General features: G+C 57.6%; 15 protein-coding genes. 11 read left to right on the top strand and 4 right to left on the bottom strand.

The genetic code is table 11. The features are described 5' to 3' along the window. The first annotated feature begins 151 nt into the window (after positions 1-151). Positions 152-1,519: a group II intron reverse transcriptase/maturase gene (gene ltrA / locus SIC15_RS11685; RefSeq protein WP_053115127.1), complete on the top strand. Its 1,368-nt coding sequence runs from the start codon at positions 152-154 to the stop codon at positions 1,517-1,519. Between the two features lie 149 nt (positions 1,520-1,668). On the opposite strand, the gene clpA is transcribed toward ltrA, so the two are convergent. Together clpA and clpS are read right to left on the bottom strand one after the other, a co-directional pair. After that, entirely contained in the window at positions 1,669-3,939 is a 2,271-nt protein-coding gene (gene clpA / locus SIC15_RS11690; protein WP_069183386.1) for an ATP-dependent Clp protease ATP-binding subunit ClpA, read from the bottom strand. Between the two features lie 18 nt (positions 3,940-3,957). After that, entirely contained in the window at positions 3,958-4,317 is a 360-nt protein-coding gene (gene clpS, locus SIC15_RS11695) for an ATP-dependent Clp protease adapter ClpS (protein WP_008169202.1), read from the bottom strand. A gap of 306 nt (positions 4,318-4,623) precedes the next feature. Between clpS and SIC15_RS11700 the strand changes: the two genes are divergently transcribed. The 8 genes from SIC15_RS11700 to SIC15_RS11735 all read left to right on the top strand — a co-directional run bounded on the left by SIC15_RS11700 (position 4,624) and on the right by SIC15_RS11735 (position 11,664). Beyond that, the gene (locus tag SIC15_RS11700) at positions 4,624-4,935 is read left to right on the top strand and encodes a cold shock domain-containing protein (protein WP_412535974.1); all 312 of its coding nucleotides are present in this window, start codon (positions 4,624-4,626) and stop codon (positions 4,933-4,935) included. A 174-nt stretch (positions 4,936-5,109) separates the two neighbouring features. Next, entirely contained in the window at positions 5,110-5,742 is a 633-nt protein-coding gene (locus SIC15_RS11705; protein WP_412535975.1) for a pseudouridine synthase, read from the top strand. Further along, positions 5,739-6,203 carry an NUDIX hydrolase gene (locus SIC15_RS11710; protein ID WP_222464690.1) on the top strand — a complete coding sequence of 155 codons (465 nt, stop codon included), beginning with the start codon at positions 5,739-5,741 and terminating at the stop codon, positions 6,201-6,203. The genes SIC15_RS11705 and SIC15_RS11710 overlap by 4 nt, the downstream gene beginning before the upstream one ends. Positions 6,204-6,239: 36 nt before the next feature. Further along, positions 6,240-7,427, top strand: coding sequence for a tRNA 2-thiouridine(34) synthase MnmA (mnmA, locus tag SIC15_RS11715; protein ID WP_412535976.1), 1,188 nt, complete (start codon positions 6,240-6,242; stop codon positions 7,425-7,427). Further along, positions 7,424-8,068 (top strand): high frequency lysogenization protein HflD, encoded by a 645-nt coding sequence (hflD, locus tag SIC15_RS11720; protein WP_305967211.1) that lies wholly within the window; start codon positions 7,424-7,426, stop codon positions 8,066-8,068. The genes mnmA and hflD overlap by 4 nt, the downstream gene beginning before the upstream one ends. An 88-nt stretch (positions 8,069-8,156) precedes the next feature. Then, the gene (purB, locus tag SIC15_RS11725) at positions 8,157-9,524 is read left to right on the top strand and encodes an adenylosuccinate lyase (protein WP_412535977.1); all 1,368 of its coding nucleotides are present in this window, start codon (positions 8,157-8,159) and stop codon (positions 9,522-9,524) included. Positions 9,525-9,541: 17 nt separating this feature from the next. Beyond that, the gene (locus SIC15_RS11730; RefSeq protein WP_412535978.1) at positions 9,542-10,693 is read left to right on the top strand and encodes a JmjC domain-containing protein; all 1,152 of its coding nucleotides are present in this window, start codon (positions 9,542-9,544) and stop codon (positions 10,691-10,693) included. Positions 10,694-10,698: 5 nt separating this feature from the next. Further along, entirely contained in the window at positions 10,699-11,664 is a 966-nt protein-coding gene (locus SIC15_RS11735; RefSeq protein ID WP_412535979.1) for a GNAT family N-acetyltransferase, read from the top strand. On the opposite strand, the gene SIC15_RS11740 is transcribed toward SIC15_RS11735, so the two are convergent. Beyond that, entirely contained in the window at positions 11,653-12,663 is a 1,011-nt protein-coding gene (locus SIC15_RS11740; RefSeq protein WP_069183377.1) for a LysR family transcriptional regulator, read from the bottom strand. The two genes, SIC15_RS11735 and SIC15_RS11740, sit on opposite strands and share 12 nt — an antisense overlap. 231 nt (positions 12,664-12,894) lie before the next feature. Between SIC15_RS11740 and SIC15_RS11745 the strand changes: the two genes are divergently transcribed. Both SIC15_RS11745 and SIC15_RS11750 read left to right on the top strand, forming a co-directional pair. Then, complete coding sequence (locus tag SIC15_RS11745; RefSeq protein WP_291907233.1) at positions 12,895-13,662, top strand: hypothetical protein; 768 nt, start codon at positions 12,895-12,897, stop codon at positions 13,660-13,662. A 53-nt stretch (positions 13,663-13,715) separates the two neighbouring features. Beyond that, positions 13,716-16,064, top strand: coding sequence for an ATP-binding protein (locus SIC15_RS11750; RefSeq protein ID WP_412535980.1), 2,349 nt, complete (start codon positions 13,716-13,718; stop codon positions 16,062-16,064). Here SIC15_RS11750 and SIC15_RS11755 read toward each other — a convergent pair. After that, complete coding sequence (locus tag SIC15_RS11755) at positions 16,053-16,544, bottom strand: glutathione peroxidase (RefSeq protein ID WP_069183374.1); 492 nt, start codon at positions 16,542-16,544, stop codon at positions 16,053-16,055. The genes SIC15_RS11750 and SIC15_RS11755 overlap by 12 nt on opposite strands. Positions 16,545-16,616 lie beyond the last annotated feature (72 nt).

Genomic DNA, 16,616 nt, shown 5'->3' on the forward strand with positions numbered 1-16,616 from the left:
GGTTGTGCGGCGAAGGAGTGTGTTCTTACCCGGGGAGATCTCGCCTCATGCCTGAAAGGGCGACGTGGCAACACGGAGCGAGAAGTCAGCAGAGGCCATAGTAACCGCTAACACAGGGCGAAGGGCCGAACGAGAAGGAGCGTCAAACGCCTTGTCGATGAGCACTGTACGGCATCAGATGCCCGCGCCAGCGGGGCGGATCGCGCAACGGACAGGTGAAGCCTTGCCGAAGGCGATGAGCGATGAAGCAGGACTCCCGCGACAAGAACCGGAAGGCGCAGGGCGAAGCCTGCTTGAGCAGGCGTTCGCACGAGAGAATATGCAGCGGGCATGGAAGCGCGTGAAGGCCAACAAGGGAGCGGCAGGTGTGGACGGGTTGGACATTGCCCAAACCGCGGAACACCTGCGATGGGCGTGGCCTGAGCTTCGCCAGCACCTGCTGAGCGGCGCCTACCAACCACAGCCCGTCCGTCGGGTAGGCATCCCGAAGCCGGACGGCAGTGAGCGGGAACTGGGCATCCCCACCGTCACTGATCGTCTGATTCAACAGGCACTGTTGCAAGTGCTGCAACCTCTGATTGATCCCACCTTCAGCGAGCACAGCTACGGCTTCCGCCCGGGCCGTCGGGCCCACGACGCCGTGTTGGCTGCGCAGCGTTACGCCCAACAGGGCCGCCATATCGTGGTGGACGTCGACCTGTCGAAGTTCTTCGACCGGGTCAACCACGACATCCTGATCGACCGCCTGAAGAAACGCATAAACGACCCCGGCGTTATCCGGCTGGTTCGTGCGTACCTGAACGCGGGCATCATGGACGGTGGTGTGGTCATGGATCGGCACGAGGGCACGCCGCAAGGCGGGCCATTGTCGCCGTTGTTGGCCAACGTTCTGCTGGACGAGGTGGATAAAGTGCTGGAACGCCGGGGGCACTGCTTCGCCCGTTACGCCGATGACTGCAACGTCTACGTTCGCAGCCACAAGGCGGGAGAACGGGTCATGCAGTTACTCCGCCGCTGTTATGGAAAGTTGCGTCTGGTGATTAACGAAGCCAAGAGCGCGGTGACCAGCGTGTTCGGGCGCAAGTTCCTCGGCTATGCCCTGTGGCAAGGGAGGAACGCTGAGGTTCGACGCGCGGTATCCACCAGGGCGTTACAGGCGTTCAAGCTCCGGATCCGGCAACTGACCCGGGGATCAGGGGGTCGCAGTATTGAACAGGTGGTAGAGCAACTCCGCCGATACCTGCTCGGCTGGAAAGGGTACTTCAGGCTGGCGCAAACGCCACGCATCTGGCGATCACTGGATGAGTGGATACGTCGTCGTCTGAGAATGCTCCACCTCCGGCAGTGGCGGCGGGGTAAGACGATCTACCGGGAGCTGGTCCGGTTGGGTGCCAGTTCCTGGGTGGCTGAATCTGTGGCGGCTCTGAGTCGCCGCTGGTGGCACAACAGTCGCTCTGCCATCCACAATGTCCTGACGATTGCCTACTTCGACCGGTTGGGAGTGCCGAGACTCTCGTGAACCCTCAACGTCTCGAACCGCCCGGTGCGGACCCGCATGCCGGGTGGTGTGGGAGGGGTGGAGCCTCATGGCTCCCCCCTATCCCGATTTGTAGCTAAAAAAACCGCTGCCGGTTGCCCGGGCAGCGGTTTTTTATTTCCTCAAGTAGATCAGACCGCCTCGGCAGGCTCGTCCTCGTACTCGAATACCAGCTCATCATCACGAAGGTGGATGAAGACATCACCGCCCTTCTCCGACAAACGCCCGAACAGGATCTGCTCGGCCAGCGGCCGCTTGATCTTGTCCTGGATCAGCCGCGACATCGGGCGGGCGCCCATGGTGATGTCGTATCCCTTCTCGGCCAACCAGGCTTTGGCATCGTCATCCACATGCAGAACCACATGCTTCTCGTCCAGCTGTGCCTGCAATTCGGTGAGGAACTTGTCCACCACGTGAGTGATGGTATCCATCTGCAAGTCACCAAACTGGATAATGCCGTCCAGACGGTTACGGAATTCCGGCGTGAAGGTCTTGCTGATGATCTCCATGCCGTCCGTGCTGTGATCCTGCTCACTGAAGCCAATGGACCGGCGGGCCATACTCTCGGCCCCGGCGTTGGTGGTCATCACCAGGATCACATGGCGGAAATCCGCTTTCCGACCGTTATTATCGGTCAGCGTGCCATGGTCCATGACCTGCAGCAGCAGGTTGAACACTTCCGGATGGGCCTTCTCGATCTCATCCAGCAGGAGCACGCAGTGCGGATGCTTGTTGACCGATTCGGTCAACAGGCCGCCCTGATCGTAGCCAACGTAGCCCGGAGGCGCACCGATCAGCCGTGAAACCGTATGGCGCTCCATGTACTCGGACATGTCAAACCGTACCAGCTCGATGCCAAGAACCTTGGCCAACTGCTTGGTAACCTCGGTTTTCCCGACACCGGTCGGTCCTGCGAACAGGAACGCACCCTCTGGCTTCTCGGGCGCCTTCAGCCCGGCTCGTGCCAGCTTGATAGCGGTAGACAGCGATTCGATCGCCGGATCCTGTCCGAACACGGTCATCTTCAGATCCCGTTCCAGGTTCCGCAGCAGATCCTTGTCGCTGGTGGAGACGTTCTTCGGCGGGATGCGGGCAATGTTCGCAACTACATCCTCGATCTCGGTGACATCAACGGTTTTCTTGCGCTTGCCTTCAGGCTGCAGCCTCTGGCGGGCACCCGCTTCATCAATCACGTCGATGGCCTTGTCCGGCAAATGACGATCAGTGATGTAGCGGTCTGACAGTTCGGCGGCTACGCGCAGGGCCTTGTCGGTGTACTTGAGATCGTGGTGCTTTTCGAAATTGGGTTTGAGGCCCTTCAGTATTTGATAAGTATCCTCAACGCTTGGCTCGTTTACATCGATCTTCTGGAACCGGCGAGCCAGGGCGCTATCCTTCTCGAAAATACCCCGGAACTCCTGGAACGTGGTTGAACCGATGCACCGGATTTCCCCGGAACTGAGCATGGGCTTGAGAAGGTTGGAGGCATCCATCACGCCACCGGATGCGGAACCCGCTCCGATGATGGTGTGAATCTCGTCAATGAACAGGATTGCGTGGTTTTCTTTCTTGAGCTCGGCAAGCAACCCTTTCAGGCGTTTCTCGAAATCGCCCCGGTACTTGGTCCCGGCGAGCAGAGCCCCGAGGTCCAGCGAGTAAACCACCGCATCGGAGATAATGTCGGGCACCTGACCATCAACGATACGTTTCGCAAGCCCCTCTGCAATCGCAGTCTTGCCGACACCGGCCTCCCCCACCAGCAGCGGGTTATTCTTGCGACGACGAACCAGAATCTGAACGACCCGTTCGACTTCGTGTTCGCGCCCAATCAGCGGATCAATACGGCCCTGACGGGCCTGCTCATTCAGGTTGGTGGCATAGCTTTCCAGCGGTTTGGACTGCCCGCCTTCCTCACCGGCCTCATCATGGGACGCCTGATCATGGCTTTCCTGGTCTTCCGCACCCTGAACACGAGAAATACCGTGAGAAACGAAGTTCACCACATCAATCCGGGCAATGCTCTGCTTTTTGAGCACATAGACCGCCTGGCTTTCCTGTTCGCTGAAAATGGCCACCAGCACGTTGGCACCGGTTACCTCTTTCTTGCCGGAAGACTGCACATGGAAAACCGCCCGTTGCAGCACACGCTGGAACCCCAGCGTTGGCTGTGTCTCCCGCTCACTGTCACTGCTTGGAATGAGTGGTGTGGTTGAATCCACGAATTCGACGAGTTCTTCCTGAAGCCGCTTGAGGTCGGCGCCGCAAGCCTTCAGAACGCCCACTGCCGATTCATTATCCAGTAGGGCCAGCAACAAATGCTCCACAGTCATGAACTCATGACGCTTGTCCCGGGCATTTTTGAAGGCCGTATTCAGCGTAATTTCTAGATCTTTGCTCAGCATGGGCCACCCCAACGTCTTTCAGTCCGCACGTTCAATCTCGCAAAGGAGCGGATGTTCGCATTCCGAGGAATACTGGTTCACCTGTGCCGCCTTTGTTTCCGCGATGTCCCGGGTATATACCCCGCATACAGCTTTTCCCTGTGTATGGACGAGCAGCATCACCTGCGTCGCCTTTTCTTCGTTCATTCCGAAGAACTTCATCAACACATCCACAACAAAATCCATGGGCGTGTAATCATCGTTCAGAAGCACCACCCTGTATCGCGCAGGGCGCTTGAGAGCAGGCTTCTCGGGAGCAACGCTGAGGTCATCCTGTCGCCCCGGTTGTTCGTCCTCCCCCTGATTAAATACTAGTAGAGAATTCTCGATAGTCCGCATCATTCCTTACCGGTTTATCGGTGCTCCTGTTAAATGTGGATGTCCGCCCCCGGGTTTTCAAGCGGGGCATGAGATATTTATCAATACGAACATGATACCGCTTCCAGACTGCGTTCAACCACACATTCCCGGCATAGAAACTATTGACTCATCGCTATGATTGGCCGAAAGTTAAGTTGCATTGTAAAATAATGTAAATCCATGCAAGGATTGTGTAACAGGATTCGGACCGACCGTGCGACGGCACCGATAGGCAAACAAAGAATCAACAAGAATAGAGACAGCAAAAGAACAGGGGAGTTCATCATGCCAAGAGGCAAGGTCAAGTGGTTCAACAATGCCAAAGGGTACGGATTCATCATCGAGGATGGCTGCAGTGACGACCTGTTTGCGCACTTCTCTTCGGTGCAAATGGACGGCTACAAGACCCTGAAAGCCGGCCAGGCCGTAACCTTTGACAAAAAGCCCAGTGACAAAGGCATTCACGCAGTCAACATCGTCCCTGACGAAATGCCCGCCAGCAAAGCGCAGGCTGGTACCGGGAGCGAATCTGCCGGCAAGTCGGGTCAGCAGGAATCAGGGCGCGACAACTATCCGCCCCGTGCCGTAAACGCCTGATCGGTTGCGACATTGGAATACTCGCACCCACCGGTACTCTACTGGTGGGCCCATCCCTTCTTGCTTTTCAGAATCATCCCCTATTAAGCGATATCAACTTCGCTTTGCCACTGCCCCTCTTTGCAGTACCCTGCTGTCAACAAACGCATCGTAACCCCGGGAACACAGCAGCGCATGGCTGAACTCGTGCTTTTTAACAAACCCTTCCAGGTTTTGAGCCAATTTACCGACGATGGGGTCTCCGGTGGTGACTCACCGAGAGCCACCCTGGCGGACTATCTGCGAATCCCGGGTATCTACCCTGCCGGTCGCCTCGACTATGATTCCGAGGGCCTGCTTCTTCTGACCTCTGAAGGCCCACTGCAACACAGGATTGCCTCTCCTTCGCTAAAGATGCCGAAGACCTACTGGGTGCAGGTGGAAGGCGACATTACGGAAGACGCCTTGAAACATCTGGCGGCCGGAGTTCAGTTGAAAGATGGCCTGACCCGACCGGCAAAAGCCACCAGAATAGCCGCCCCTGCAGTCTGGCCCAGGGTTCCGCCGGTGCGCCATCGAGAAACAGTTCCCACCAGCTGGATTGAGCTGACCATCACCGAAGGCAAGAATCGGCAGGTCCGACGAATGACTGCCGCCGTGGGCTTTCCAACGCTCAGGCTGATCCGGTACCGGATTGGCGACTGGTCGCTGGAGGGCCTGGATTCAGGAGCCCACCGGACCGTTACCGTTAATCTTCCAGCTTCAGCAAAAACAACCCGCCGCGGCAAAGCCGCCGGCGCCCGACCCGGGAGAAACCGCAGATCATGACCTGGACACCCCACGCAACCGTCGCCGTTATCGTTGAAGATGGTGCGGGCCGCTACCTGATGGTCGAAGAAGTCAGCGGCGGCAAGGTTGTTTTCAACCAGCCCGCAGGCCATGTGGAGGAAGACGAAGCCATTCTCGATGCGGTTCGCCGGGAAACACTCGAAGAAACAGGCTGGGACATAGAGCCGTTACATTTTCTCGGCATCTATACCTACAAGGCGCCAGCCAACGGAGTGACCTACTACCGATTCTGCTACGCGGCCAGGGCCCGAAACCGGCTTACCGACCACCTGGACGATGGCATCATCGCCGCCCACTGGCTGACTCTGGAAGAGATTCGCGCATTGGGCACGCAATTGCGAAGCCCGCTTGTGCTTCAATGCATAGAAGATTACCGAAATGGTCGCCGATACCCGCTGGACGTGGTGGTGGATGCGCAGACGGCGCCACCGGAAAGATGATAAACTTGCGGCTTTTTAACCGGTAGCAAAGCTGTCATGAACAACGCATCCGACACCCATACTTCAAACGGCGCAACCCACACCCGCGTCATTGTCGGCATGTCCGGCGGCGTGGATTCTTCCGTGGCCGCCTGGCTGCTCAAGGATCAGGGTTATCAGGTGGAAGGCCTGTTCATGAAGAACTGGGATGAGGACGATGGCACCGAATACTGCACCGCCATGACGGACCTGGCGGACGCCCAGGCCGTGGCGGATGCCATCGGCATCAAGCTTCATACCGCCAGTTTCGCGGCGGAGTACTGGGACAGGGTGTTTGAACACTTCCTGTCCGAATACCAGGCCGGGCGGACACCGAATCCGGATATCCTGTGTAACAAGGAAGTGAAGTTCCGGGCGTTCCTGGACTACGCCATTACTCTTGGCGCCGATTACATTGCCACCGGCCACTACGCCCGCCAGCGTCCGATTGCTGGCTCCCCGGGCAAGGCCCAGCTCTTGAAAGGGCTCGATCCCAACAAGGATCAGAGCTACTTCCTGCATGCTGTCTCCGGCGACCGCATTGCAAGGACACTGTTCCCTGTGGGCGAGCTGGAAAAACCGGAAGTCCGTCGTATTGCCGAACAGCAGGGTTTCGTTACCCACGACAAAAAAGATTCCACCGGTATCTGCTTTATTGGTGAGCGCAAGTTCAAGGATTTCCTGAAGCAATACCTGCCAGCCCAGCCCGGCGATATCGAGACACCCGATGGCCAGAAAATTGGCCGGCACCAGGGCCTGATGTATCACACCATTGGCCAGCGGCAGGGGTTGGGCATCGGCGGCCTCAGTGAATTCGGGGATGAGCCCTGGTACGTGGCGGAGAAAGATCTCAGTCGTAATGTCCTTATTGCAGTACAGGGAAAGCATCACCCCCTGCTCTTTTCCCGGGGCCTGGTGTCCGGGCCGATTGACTGGGTAGCAGGCGAACCACCGGCAGGAACCTTCCGCTGCAAGGCCAAAACCCGCTATCGGCAGCCTGACCAGGATTGCGAAGTTGAGGTTATCGAGGGCGGTGTTCGGGTAGTCTTTGACGACGCGCAGCGCGCCGTCACTCCCGGACAATCCGTCGTGTTCTACGAGGGCGACGTGTGTCTCGGTGGCGGCGTTATTGAGGAAACCTGGCGAGACGGCGAACCCTTACCGGCCCGCCTGACCGGAACCCGGCCCCAGGAAGAAACCGCATGAGTCGCTCCCTCAAGGATCAAACCCTGGCGCTGGCCGGCGTGTTCCAGGCCGCGAACCTGGTCCAGCAGATTGCCCACAATGGCCAGTGCAACGAAGCCAGCCTGGAAACATCTATTCGTTCCCTGTTTGCTACCGATCCGGCGAACACTCTGGATGTCTATGGCGGCGAACTTCGCGACATCCGTGAAGGCCTTGTCACCCTGTCCTCGGTGCTCAGCCAGCAGTCCCGGCAGCAGGACATCGAAGTACTGCGCTACGCCCTCAATCTGATCCAGCTCGAATCAAAACTGAATCGCCGCTCCGACATGCTGGACGTGATTGGTAGCCGTATCGATCAGGCCAGGCATACCGCCAGCCACTTCGGGTACACCCACCCCAACCTGATCAGCAATCTGGCATCGGTCTATGCCGATACCATCAGCACCTTCCGACTGCGGATCCAGGTCAGCGGCAACCCAGCGGTGCTGCAGCGGGAGGAGAACGCTGCCAAAGTGCGCGCCCTGCTGCTTGCGGGCATTCGGTCCGCCGTGCTCTGGCGCCAGACTGGCGGCCGCCGCTGGCAGCTGATCTTTGCCCGGAAGAAAGTTATCCGGCTCGCCGGCGAACTGGCCGAGGAAGCCAATCGCTCCCTGTACCACTGACGGCGCTGATTCAGTGCCTTCGGTGGTGTATGATATGCACCCCTTATTTTCTTTTGATCCGAATCTTTGATGACTTGAGAGGTTTTCGATGGAACTCACCGCCCTGACCGCCATTTCCCCGGTCGATGGACGCTATGGCAGCAAGGTCAGCGTCTTCCGTGAAATTTTCAGTGAATATGGCCTGATCAGGAACCGGGTAACCGTCGAGATCCGCTGGTTGCAAAAGCTGGCCGCTCATCCCGGAGTAACTGAGGTACCCCAGTTTTCCGCCGAAGCCAACAAAGTTCTGGACAGTCTGGTCAATGAGTTCAGCCTTCAAGACGCCGAGCGTATCAAGGACATCGAACGCACCACCAATCACGATGTGAAAGCGGTCGAGTACTTCATCAAGGAAAAAATTGCCGGCGTTCCGGAACTGCACGCCGTCACCGAATTTGTTCATTTTGCCTGCACCTCCGAAGACATCAACAACCTGTCCCATGCCCTGATGCTGCGGGAAGGCCTGGACCACGGCCTGCTGCCGGCCATGGACCGTGTGGTCGACAAGCTGGCGCAGCTGGCTCATGACCACGCCCAACAGCCGATGCTGTCGCGCACCCACGGCCAGACAGCCTCGCCCACCACCGTGGGCAAAGAGCTGGCGAACGTGGTCCATCGTCTGCGCCGCCAGGTAAAACAGATCCGTGACACCGAGCTGTTGGGCAAGATCAACGGCGCAGTGGGGAACTACAACGCTCACCTGTCGGCCTACCCGGAAATCGACTGGGCCCTGAATGCCCGGGAATTCATCGAGAGCCTTGGCCTCGACTGGAATCCGTACACCACCCAGATCGAACCCCACGATTACATCGCCGAACTGTACGATGCCATCGCCCGATTCAACACAATCCTGATCGATCTGGATCGTGACATCTGGGGCTATATTTCACTCGGCTACTTCAAGCAGAAAACGGTGGAAGGCGAAGTGGGCTCTTCAACCATGCCCCACAAGGTCAATCCCATCGATTTCGAGAACTCCGAGGGTAACCTGGGCATCGCCAACGCGCTCTTCAGCCACCTCTCTGCCAAGCTGCCCATTTCACGCTGGCAGCGGGACCTGACCGACTCCACCGTGCTACGCAACCTGGGCGTTGGCTTTGCCCACAGCCTGATTGCCTACGAAGCCACATTGAAGGGTCTCGGCAAACTGGAGATCAACCCGGCTCGCCTGGATGAAGACCTGGACCATGCCTGGGAAGTGCTTGCCGAGCCGATCCAGACCGTGATGCGCCGTTACAACATTGAAAAGCCCTATGAAAAACTCAAGGCTTTGACCCGCGGCAAGGCAATGACCCCGGAAGTGATCAAGAATTTCGTTGAGAGCCTGGACATTCCGGAGCAGGCCAAGGCCGAACTGATGGCCCTGACTCCGGGTCGTTATATCGGTAACGCCGTCGATCAGGCACAAAACATCTGAAACCGGGAGCAACACCCATGGACATGCTTGGCGGACTGACACCTTCTGAATTTCTGCGAGACTACTGGCAGAAAAAGCCGCTGGTTATCCGTCAGGCATTTCCGGGCTTCCAGTGCCCGGTCAGCGCTGATGAACTGGCAGGCCTTGCCTGCGAGGAAGGCGTGGAGTCCCGGATTGTCATCGAAAACGACGATGGCAAACCCTGGCAGCTCCATAATGGCCCCTTCTCGCCGGACCGGTTCAGCTCACTACCTGAACAGGACTGGACGCTGCTGGTGCAGGGCCTGGACCATTGGGTGCCCGATATTGCCGACCTTCTCGAGCATTTCCGGTTTATTCCCAACTGGCGCCTGGATGACATCATGGCCAGCTTTGCCCCGAGAGGCGGCAGTGTCGGCCCGCATTACGACCAGTACGATGTATTCCTCCTTCAGGCCCAGGGTCACCGTCGATGGACATTTGGTGGCCATTGCGACCACACATCACCCAGGGTGGAGGGCACCCCGCTCCGCATTCTGAGCAGTTGGGATGGCGAGGAAACCGTTACCCTGGCACCTGGTGACATGCTGTACCTTCCCCCGGGCATTGGGCACCACGGAGTTGCGGAAGATGACTGCATCACCCTGTCGGTGGGATTCCGGGCGCCGACCATTGACGATATTCTTACCGGCTTTACCGACTTCCTTTGCAGCCGCTCCGACGCGGCGGATCACCTGAACGATCCGGACCTGAAGGTGCAGGAGAATCCCGGCACCATCCAGCCTGATGTGGTAGATCGCCTGGAGAATGTGATCCGGGAAAAGCTTGGCGACCGTCGGCAACTGGCGCTCTGGTTTGGCCAGTTCTCGACTGCACCCAAGAGCATGGATATTGTCGTTCCTGCTGACGAGCCCGCGTCCAACGAGGATGTTGCGGAAGCGATTCACGCAGGCGAGCAGTTGCGCTGGAACGAAGGCTCCCGTTTCGCCTACTACGACTTCGCCAGCGAAACCGCGCTGTTTGTCGATGGCGAGCAGTTCCTGCTCAAGGGTGACGCCCGACCACTCGCTCCGTTACTGTGTTCCGCCGCCCGCGTGGATATGGCTGCCCTGGCCGGGCTTGCTGACGATGACGCGTTGCTTGGGCTTCTGACCACGCTCTACAATCAGGGCTCCGTTTACTTCGAATAGGCATTATGAGCATCCGGTTTCGCAAATACAGCTGGCAACTGGCTCCGGGGTCCATCCGCGACATTCGCCAGCAGGTGTTTATTGAGGAACAGAACGTCCCATCGGAACTGGAATGGGATGAAACCGACGAAATTGCCGACCATTACCTCGCTGTTCTCCCTGATAACACCCCGGCCGGCGTAGCCCGGCTGTTTTCAACACTGGAAGAAACCGGCCACATTGGTCGCATGGCGATATTGCCCCAATTCCGTGGCCGGGGCATTGGGGAAGCACTGCTGAGGCACCTGATTGCGGAATCCGCGAATCGATTTTCCGAGCTCAAACTGTCTGCCCAGGAGCACGCCATTCCGTTCTACCAGCGCTCAGGCTTCCATGTCTGTTCTGGCGTTTATGACGACGCCGGCATACCCCACTTCGACATGCGCTGTCTGGCGCCGGATCTTGCCGCCGGAAGTCTCGGGGCCAGTGATCACCCCATGATTCTGGGCAGCGATACGGATTCCTGGCTATTCGATACCGAATCGAGACTGCTGGGCCTGATGGATTCAGTGGTTGGGCAGGCCAGCCAGCGGATCTGGCTGTACGACCGCCTGCTCGAACATGATCTTTATGACCGGCATCGGTTCCGGGAACTGATTTCGGCCCTGGCCCGCCGGCACCGGCTCAGTGAAGTCAGGTTGCTTATCCATGACGACAAGCCTCTGGTCAAACGCCGGCACGCCCTGGTCGAGCTGATGCGCCGACTACCCAGCCGAATGGAGCTTCGACTGGTGAATGAGGACTATCCGGTTGAGGACCAGCCCTTCATCCTCGCGGATCGTGAAGGTGTGGTTTACCGGCACGACTTCTACAAACCAGAAGGCTTTGCCAAGTTTTCGGACGGCGGCCGGGTGAAGCTGCTGTCTGAAAATTTCCAGCGCATGTGGGATGCGGCGCGCCCTTCCCTGGAACTTCGGGAACTACCGCTCTGAGTGATGTGCCTGAGGCGCGTCCGGCGCTTCGAATCTGGCACCGAACGGAGCAAACTCGGTATCAACCTCGGTGGCCACCTCGGCAATCAGCTTTCGCAACCATTGGTGATCCGCATTGTGCTGCAGCAGCGGACTCCAGGCCATTTTCAATTCAAATGGCGGGATCTCGAACGGCGGAACCTTCACCACCAGGTTCGGATTGTCTTTTTGCAGCCAGGCGGCCCGGGATGGCAGAGTTGCTACCAAATCGTGCTGCTCGGCCAGCAACATTGCCACCTGATAGTGCCGGGTGAACACCGAAATCTGGCGCTTGCGCCCCATTCTTGAGAGTGCCTCGTCTACCCAACCCAGACGCTGGACATCCTTGGGGTTTACCCCCACGCCAACGCCAAAACCAGTCTTGCTAACCCAGATATGGCTGGCGTCCAGATAGGTATCCAGAGTGAAGGGTTCCTTCAGTACCGGATTTCGGGCGTTCATCAGGCAGGCGAAATATTCGGTCCAGAGGGTTTTCTGGTGAAAAGATTGCGGGATTTTGTCGAACCGGTTAATTGCCATATCCAACCGCCCCTGTTCCACATCCAGAAAGCTGACATCACTGGGCGTAAGTACGTCCAGGGTAACGTGAGGTGCTTCCTGGCGGATCCGCCTCAGTACCCGTGGCATCAGGCAGGACTCAGCATAATCACTGGCCATGATCCGGAACACGCGTTGGCTGTCCAAGGCCGAGAACGGTGTCTTCTCCTGCACGGCCTGCTCAATATCCGACAGGATACCCCGCACCAGCGGCTGCAGTTCCCGCGCGCGCTCCGTGGCCGTCATCCCCTCGCTGGTTCTCACCAGCAGCGGATCGCTGAACAGGTCCCGTAGCCGCCTCAGACCATTACTCATGGCAGGCTGGGTAATACCCAGGTGGTTAGCAGCCTTGGTAACATTCCGCTCGCGCAACAACACATCCAGGTAAACGAGCAAATTCAAATCGACACGGGAAATATCCACAAAAACTCCGAAGCATCAGAAACGGGAAATCACCACCATTCACGAAAACAATATACATGATACAGTGGATTCACGGAATCAATCCGCAACACGAACTTTCACATTTGAAAACGGATCTGGGGCGGTATTTCTGCTAGTCTTTCTGATACTTGCTGAATAATATCGGTACTTTGAGGCCGGTTTACAGACCCGCCATCATTTGATCCTGAAGCCGGAGTCGTTACTGACAAAATGGATACCACTACGATCGTCCTTCTGCTGGCGGCCATCGTTACCGTCTCGATTGTCATTATTGTGCTCAGCCAGATGCGCGAGCGCGCCCGTATTGAGCGGGCTCGCAAGATTACAGCCCAGGAAGACGCCTACAACAGGGCCAATCGACTACTGACCGAAATTCCCGGCCAGTATCTGACGGCCGATCTGAAGCTGCTCCTGATCAAGCGCATGGAAGAAGCCTGTGGTGAGCTTGCCGGGCTCAAGTCCAACCTGCCGGTCAAGGAGTGGCAGAACGCCGCCGCTGAGCTGAAAGCCGAGATCATCGAAAAGCGGGACAGGACCACTCCCGTCAAGATCGATTCCGCCGAAAAGTCCAACTATGTCAAAGAGTTGCTTCAGAACCTCTTCAAAATGATTGAAGCAATGCACAAGAGTGGCCGAATCGATGCGGCCACCGCCAAGAAAAACCTCAAATATGTGCTCTTCCTGGTCCACAAGACCCACGCGGACCTGCATGTGTTTCAGGCCCGGGATTATGTGCGCCAGAACCAGTTTCGCAAGGCCATCCACGCCTATCACCTGGCCAGTACCGAAATGGGCAAATCCCGCGACAACCCTCTGGCCATGAAAGCGGTCAAGAGTTTCCGGACCCGCATCAAGGAGCTTGAGGCGCTGAGTGCAGAGGGTAAGGAAAGTCCGCAGGGAGAGTCCAAACTGGACCGAGAGTGGGATACCTTCCTCCACGACGACGAGTGGAAGAAAAAGGCCGACTACGACGACTGAAGGCACCGAACGGGTCGCCATTGCAGACCCGTCAACAGGGATAGTGCAAACCCGTGAGCAAGGGCTTTAAACAACGACTTTCCTATCGACTGACCCGGGACACGGTACTGGTTGCCATGGCACTCGGGCTGGTGCTGAATGTTATCCAGATTACCCTGGACTACTTCAGCGCAAAGGAGTCGATGGAGAAGGAAATCCACGCCCTGATTGACATCAGCAACAGCCCCGCGTCCCAGATTGCCTACAACATCGATGTCCGGCTGGCGGAAGAATTGCTTGATGGCTTGCTTCGCCACCCCGCCACCATTGATGCCCGGATTAGCGATAACGACAACGAGACCATGGCCGCCGCAAGCAAAAGCAGCCCGGTGTCGTCCTATCGCTGGGTCAGTGATTTGCTATTCGGCCCCGACAGGGTATTCAGACAGGAGTTGCAGGTCCCACAGCTTGAAGATTTACCGCTCGGCAACCTGATCGTCACCATCGATACCTATCACTACGGCGCGCAGTTTCTTCAGCGCGCCGGCTACACGTTGATCAGTGGCCTCTTGAAGAGCCTGATTCTGTCGGCGGCATTGCTCGCCATCTTCTATTTTGTGCTTACCCGCCCCATGCTCAATGTTATCAGTGCCTTGAGCCAGGTACAGGCCAGCACTCCCGAGAAGGTCAGGCTTCCGATCCCGGCAAACCATCGGGAAGACGAGATCGGGACCATGGTCGGCATCATCAACCAACATCTTGAGACCATTGACTCAAGCCTTGCCCAACTTCGGCACGCAGAGAGTGCCATGAAGAACTACTCCACTCAGCTTGAACAGGAAGTGGCAGACCGTACCCGGGAAATCTCGGAGAAGAACGAGGCCCTGCAACGGGGTAACCGTGCCCTGGTGAAAGCCAAGGAGGATGCGGTTCGGCGAGCACGGGCAAGGGCCAACTTCCTGGCCAGCATGAGCCACGAGATACGCACGCCCCTGAATGGCGTTATCGGTATGCTGGGGCTGGCCCTGGAGGGCGAACTGGACCCGGCTCAGCGCAACCGGATGGAAATTGCCCTGAACGCCGGCGAAAGCCTGCTTGGCCTGCTGAACGACATACTGGACATCTCGAAAGTGGAAGCCGGCAAGCTCAGCCTGGAAAATATACCCTTCAGTGTCCGGCACCTGATCGAGGAATGCGCCACACTGCACGCCCAACAGGCGCGTCGGAAGCAGATTCTCCTGGTTACCGAAGTCGACCCTGATCTGCCCGAAAACTTCCTCGGCGACCCAACACGGGTTCGTCAGGTGCTCAACAACCTGCTGAGCAATGCCATCAAATTCACCGACGAGGGTAGTGTCCGAATTCGGGCAGCCTATTCCGGGGGTAGCTTGAGAATTGACGTTGTGGACACCGGAATAGGCATGTCCAAAGAGGGCCTGCACCGGATATTCTCTCCTTTTTCCCAGGCCGACGCGGACACCACCCGGCTTTATGGCGGTACCGGCCTCGGCCTGACACTCTGCCGTCAGTTGGTGGAACGTATGCATGGCCAGATCCTGGTTGACTCCCGGGAAGGCAGCGGAACTCACTTTACCGTCACCCTGCCATTGCCGATACACGAGACTTCCGGGGCACAGGACCTCCCGAGGGTGGACCCACGGTTAAGAGACATTGGCATTGCCATGGCGATACCCGCGGACAACCCCTATCGTTCGGGCATTGAGGCTCAGCTGCGAAAGTGGGGGATTCCGATCCGAGGAGCAAGCAGAGACCCGGACGGAATTCTGTTGGCGCTCGCCAGCGCTGAGGATAGAGAAACCCTGGAGTTTGCCAACGATTGGCAGGGCCCGGGCGTGATTCTTGCCGACGCTACCGGGACCCTGCCCCCCGGCAGAGCCAATCACCAGCTTCTGTCACTGCCGTTGCGACGGGATGAACTACTTCGCTGCCTTGGCCTGGCCGCGGGTCTGGTTCATTCGGACGATCAGCATACACACAGGGCTGAAACGATTGACCAAAACGCCGCTGAACCTTCTCTGTCTATCCTCTTGGTCGAGGACAACCAGGTGAATCAGCTGGTGGCAACCAGCCTGCTGAAAAAGCTCGGTCACCGGGCAGACCCCGCCGAAAACGGCCTCAAAGCTCTGCAGGCGCTCGAAAATAACCACTACGACCTGGTGCTGATGGATTGCCAGATGCCAGTGATGGATGGGTACGAGGCAACACAGAGGATTCGCCAGAATCCGCAATGGCAGCAACTACCTATCATTGCGGTGACGGCCAACGTGATGCAAGGCGACCGGGAAGACTGCCTTGCATCGGGCATGAATGACTACATAACCAAGCCGTACAAGCGGGAAGAGCTCCGGGCCGTGATTGAACGCTGGCGACCCTCTGACTCAGCGGAGGTGTCAGGCCGGTAGAAGTTTCTCGATATCGGCCCGGATATCCTCCGGCTTGGTTGTGGGCGGATAGCGACGTACAACCTTACCATCGGGCCCTACCAGAAACTTGGTAAAGTTCCATTTCACCTTTTCGGACCCCATCAACCCCTTGGCCTCTCGCTTTAGAAAGCGGAACAGCGGATGAGCGCCATCGCCATTGACCTCAATCTTGGCGAACATCGGAAAATCGACACCGTAGTTAAGGCTGCAGAACTGGCTGATGGCATCCTCATTGCCCGGATCCTGATTCAGGAACTGGTTGCACGGGAAACCCAGAACTTCAAAGCCCTTGTCGCCTAGTTCCTTGTGAAGGGACTGTAAACCTTCGAACTGCGGTGTGAAACCACACTTGCTGGCAGTGTTCACGATCAGGAGCACTTTACCCTGGTACTCTGCCATGCTTTTTTCATTGCCCTTGATATCCCGTGCGGTGAAATCGTAGACCGTCTCGCCTGCCATAAGCTTCTCCGTTTGATATTTCCATTCGTCCCGGACCATTGTTCACAATGCAGAGCAAAAAACCATGGCATT

The organism is Marinobacter sp. MIT932201, assembly GCF_047123295.1.
In the GTDB taxonomy this organism is placed as follows: domain Bacteria; phylum Pseudomonadota; class Gammaproteobacteria; order Pseudomonadales; family Oleiphilaceae; genus Marinobacter; species Marinobacter salsuginis.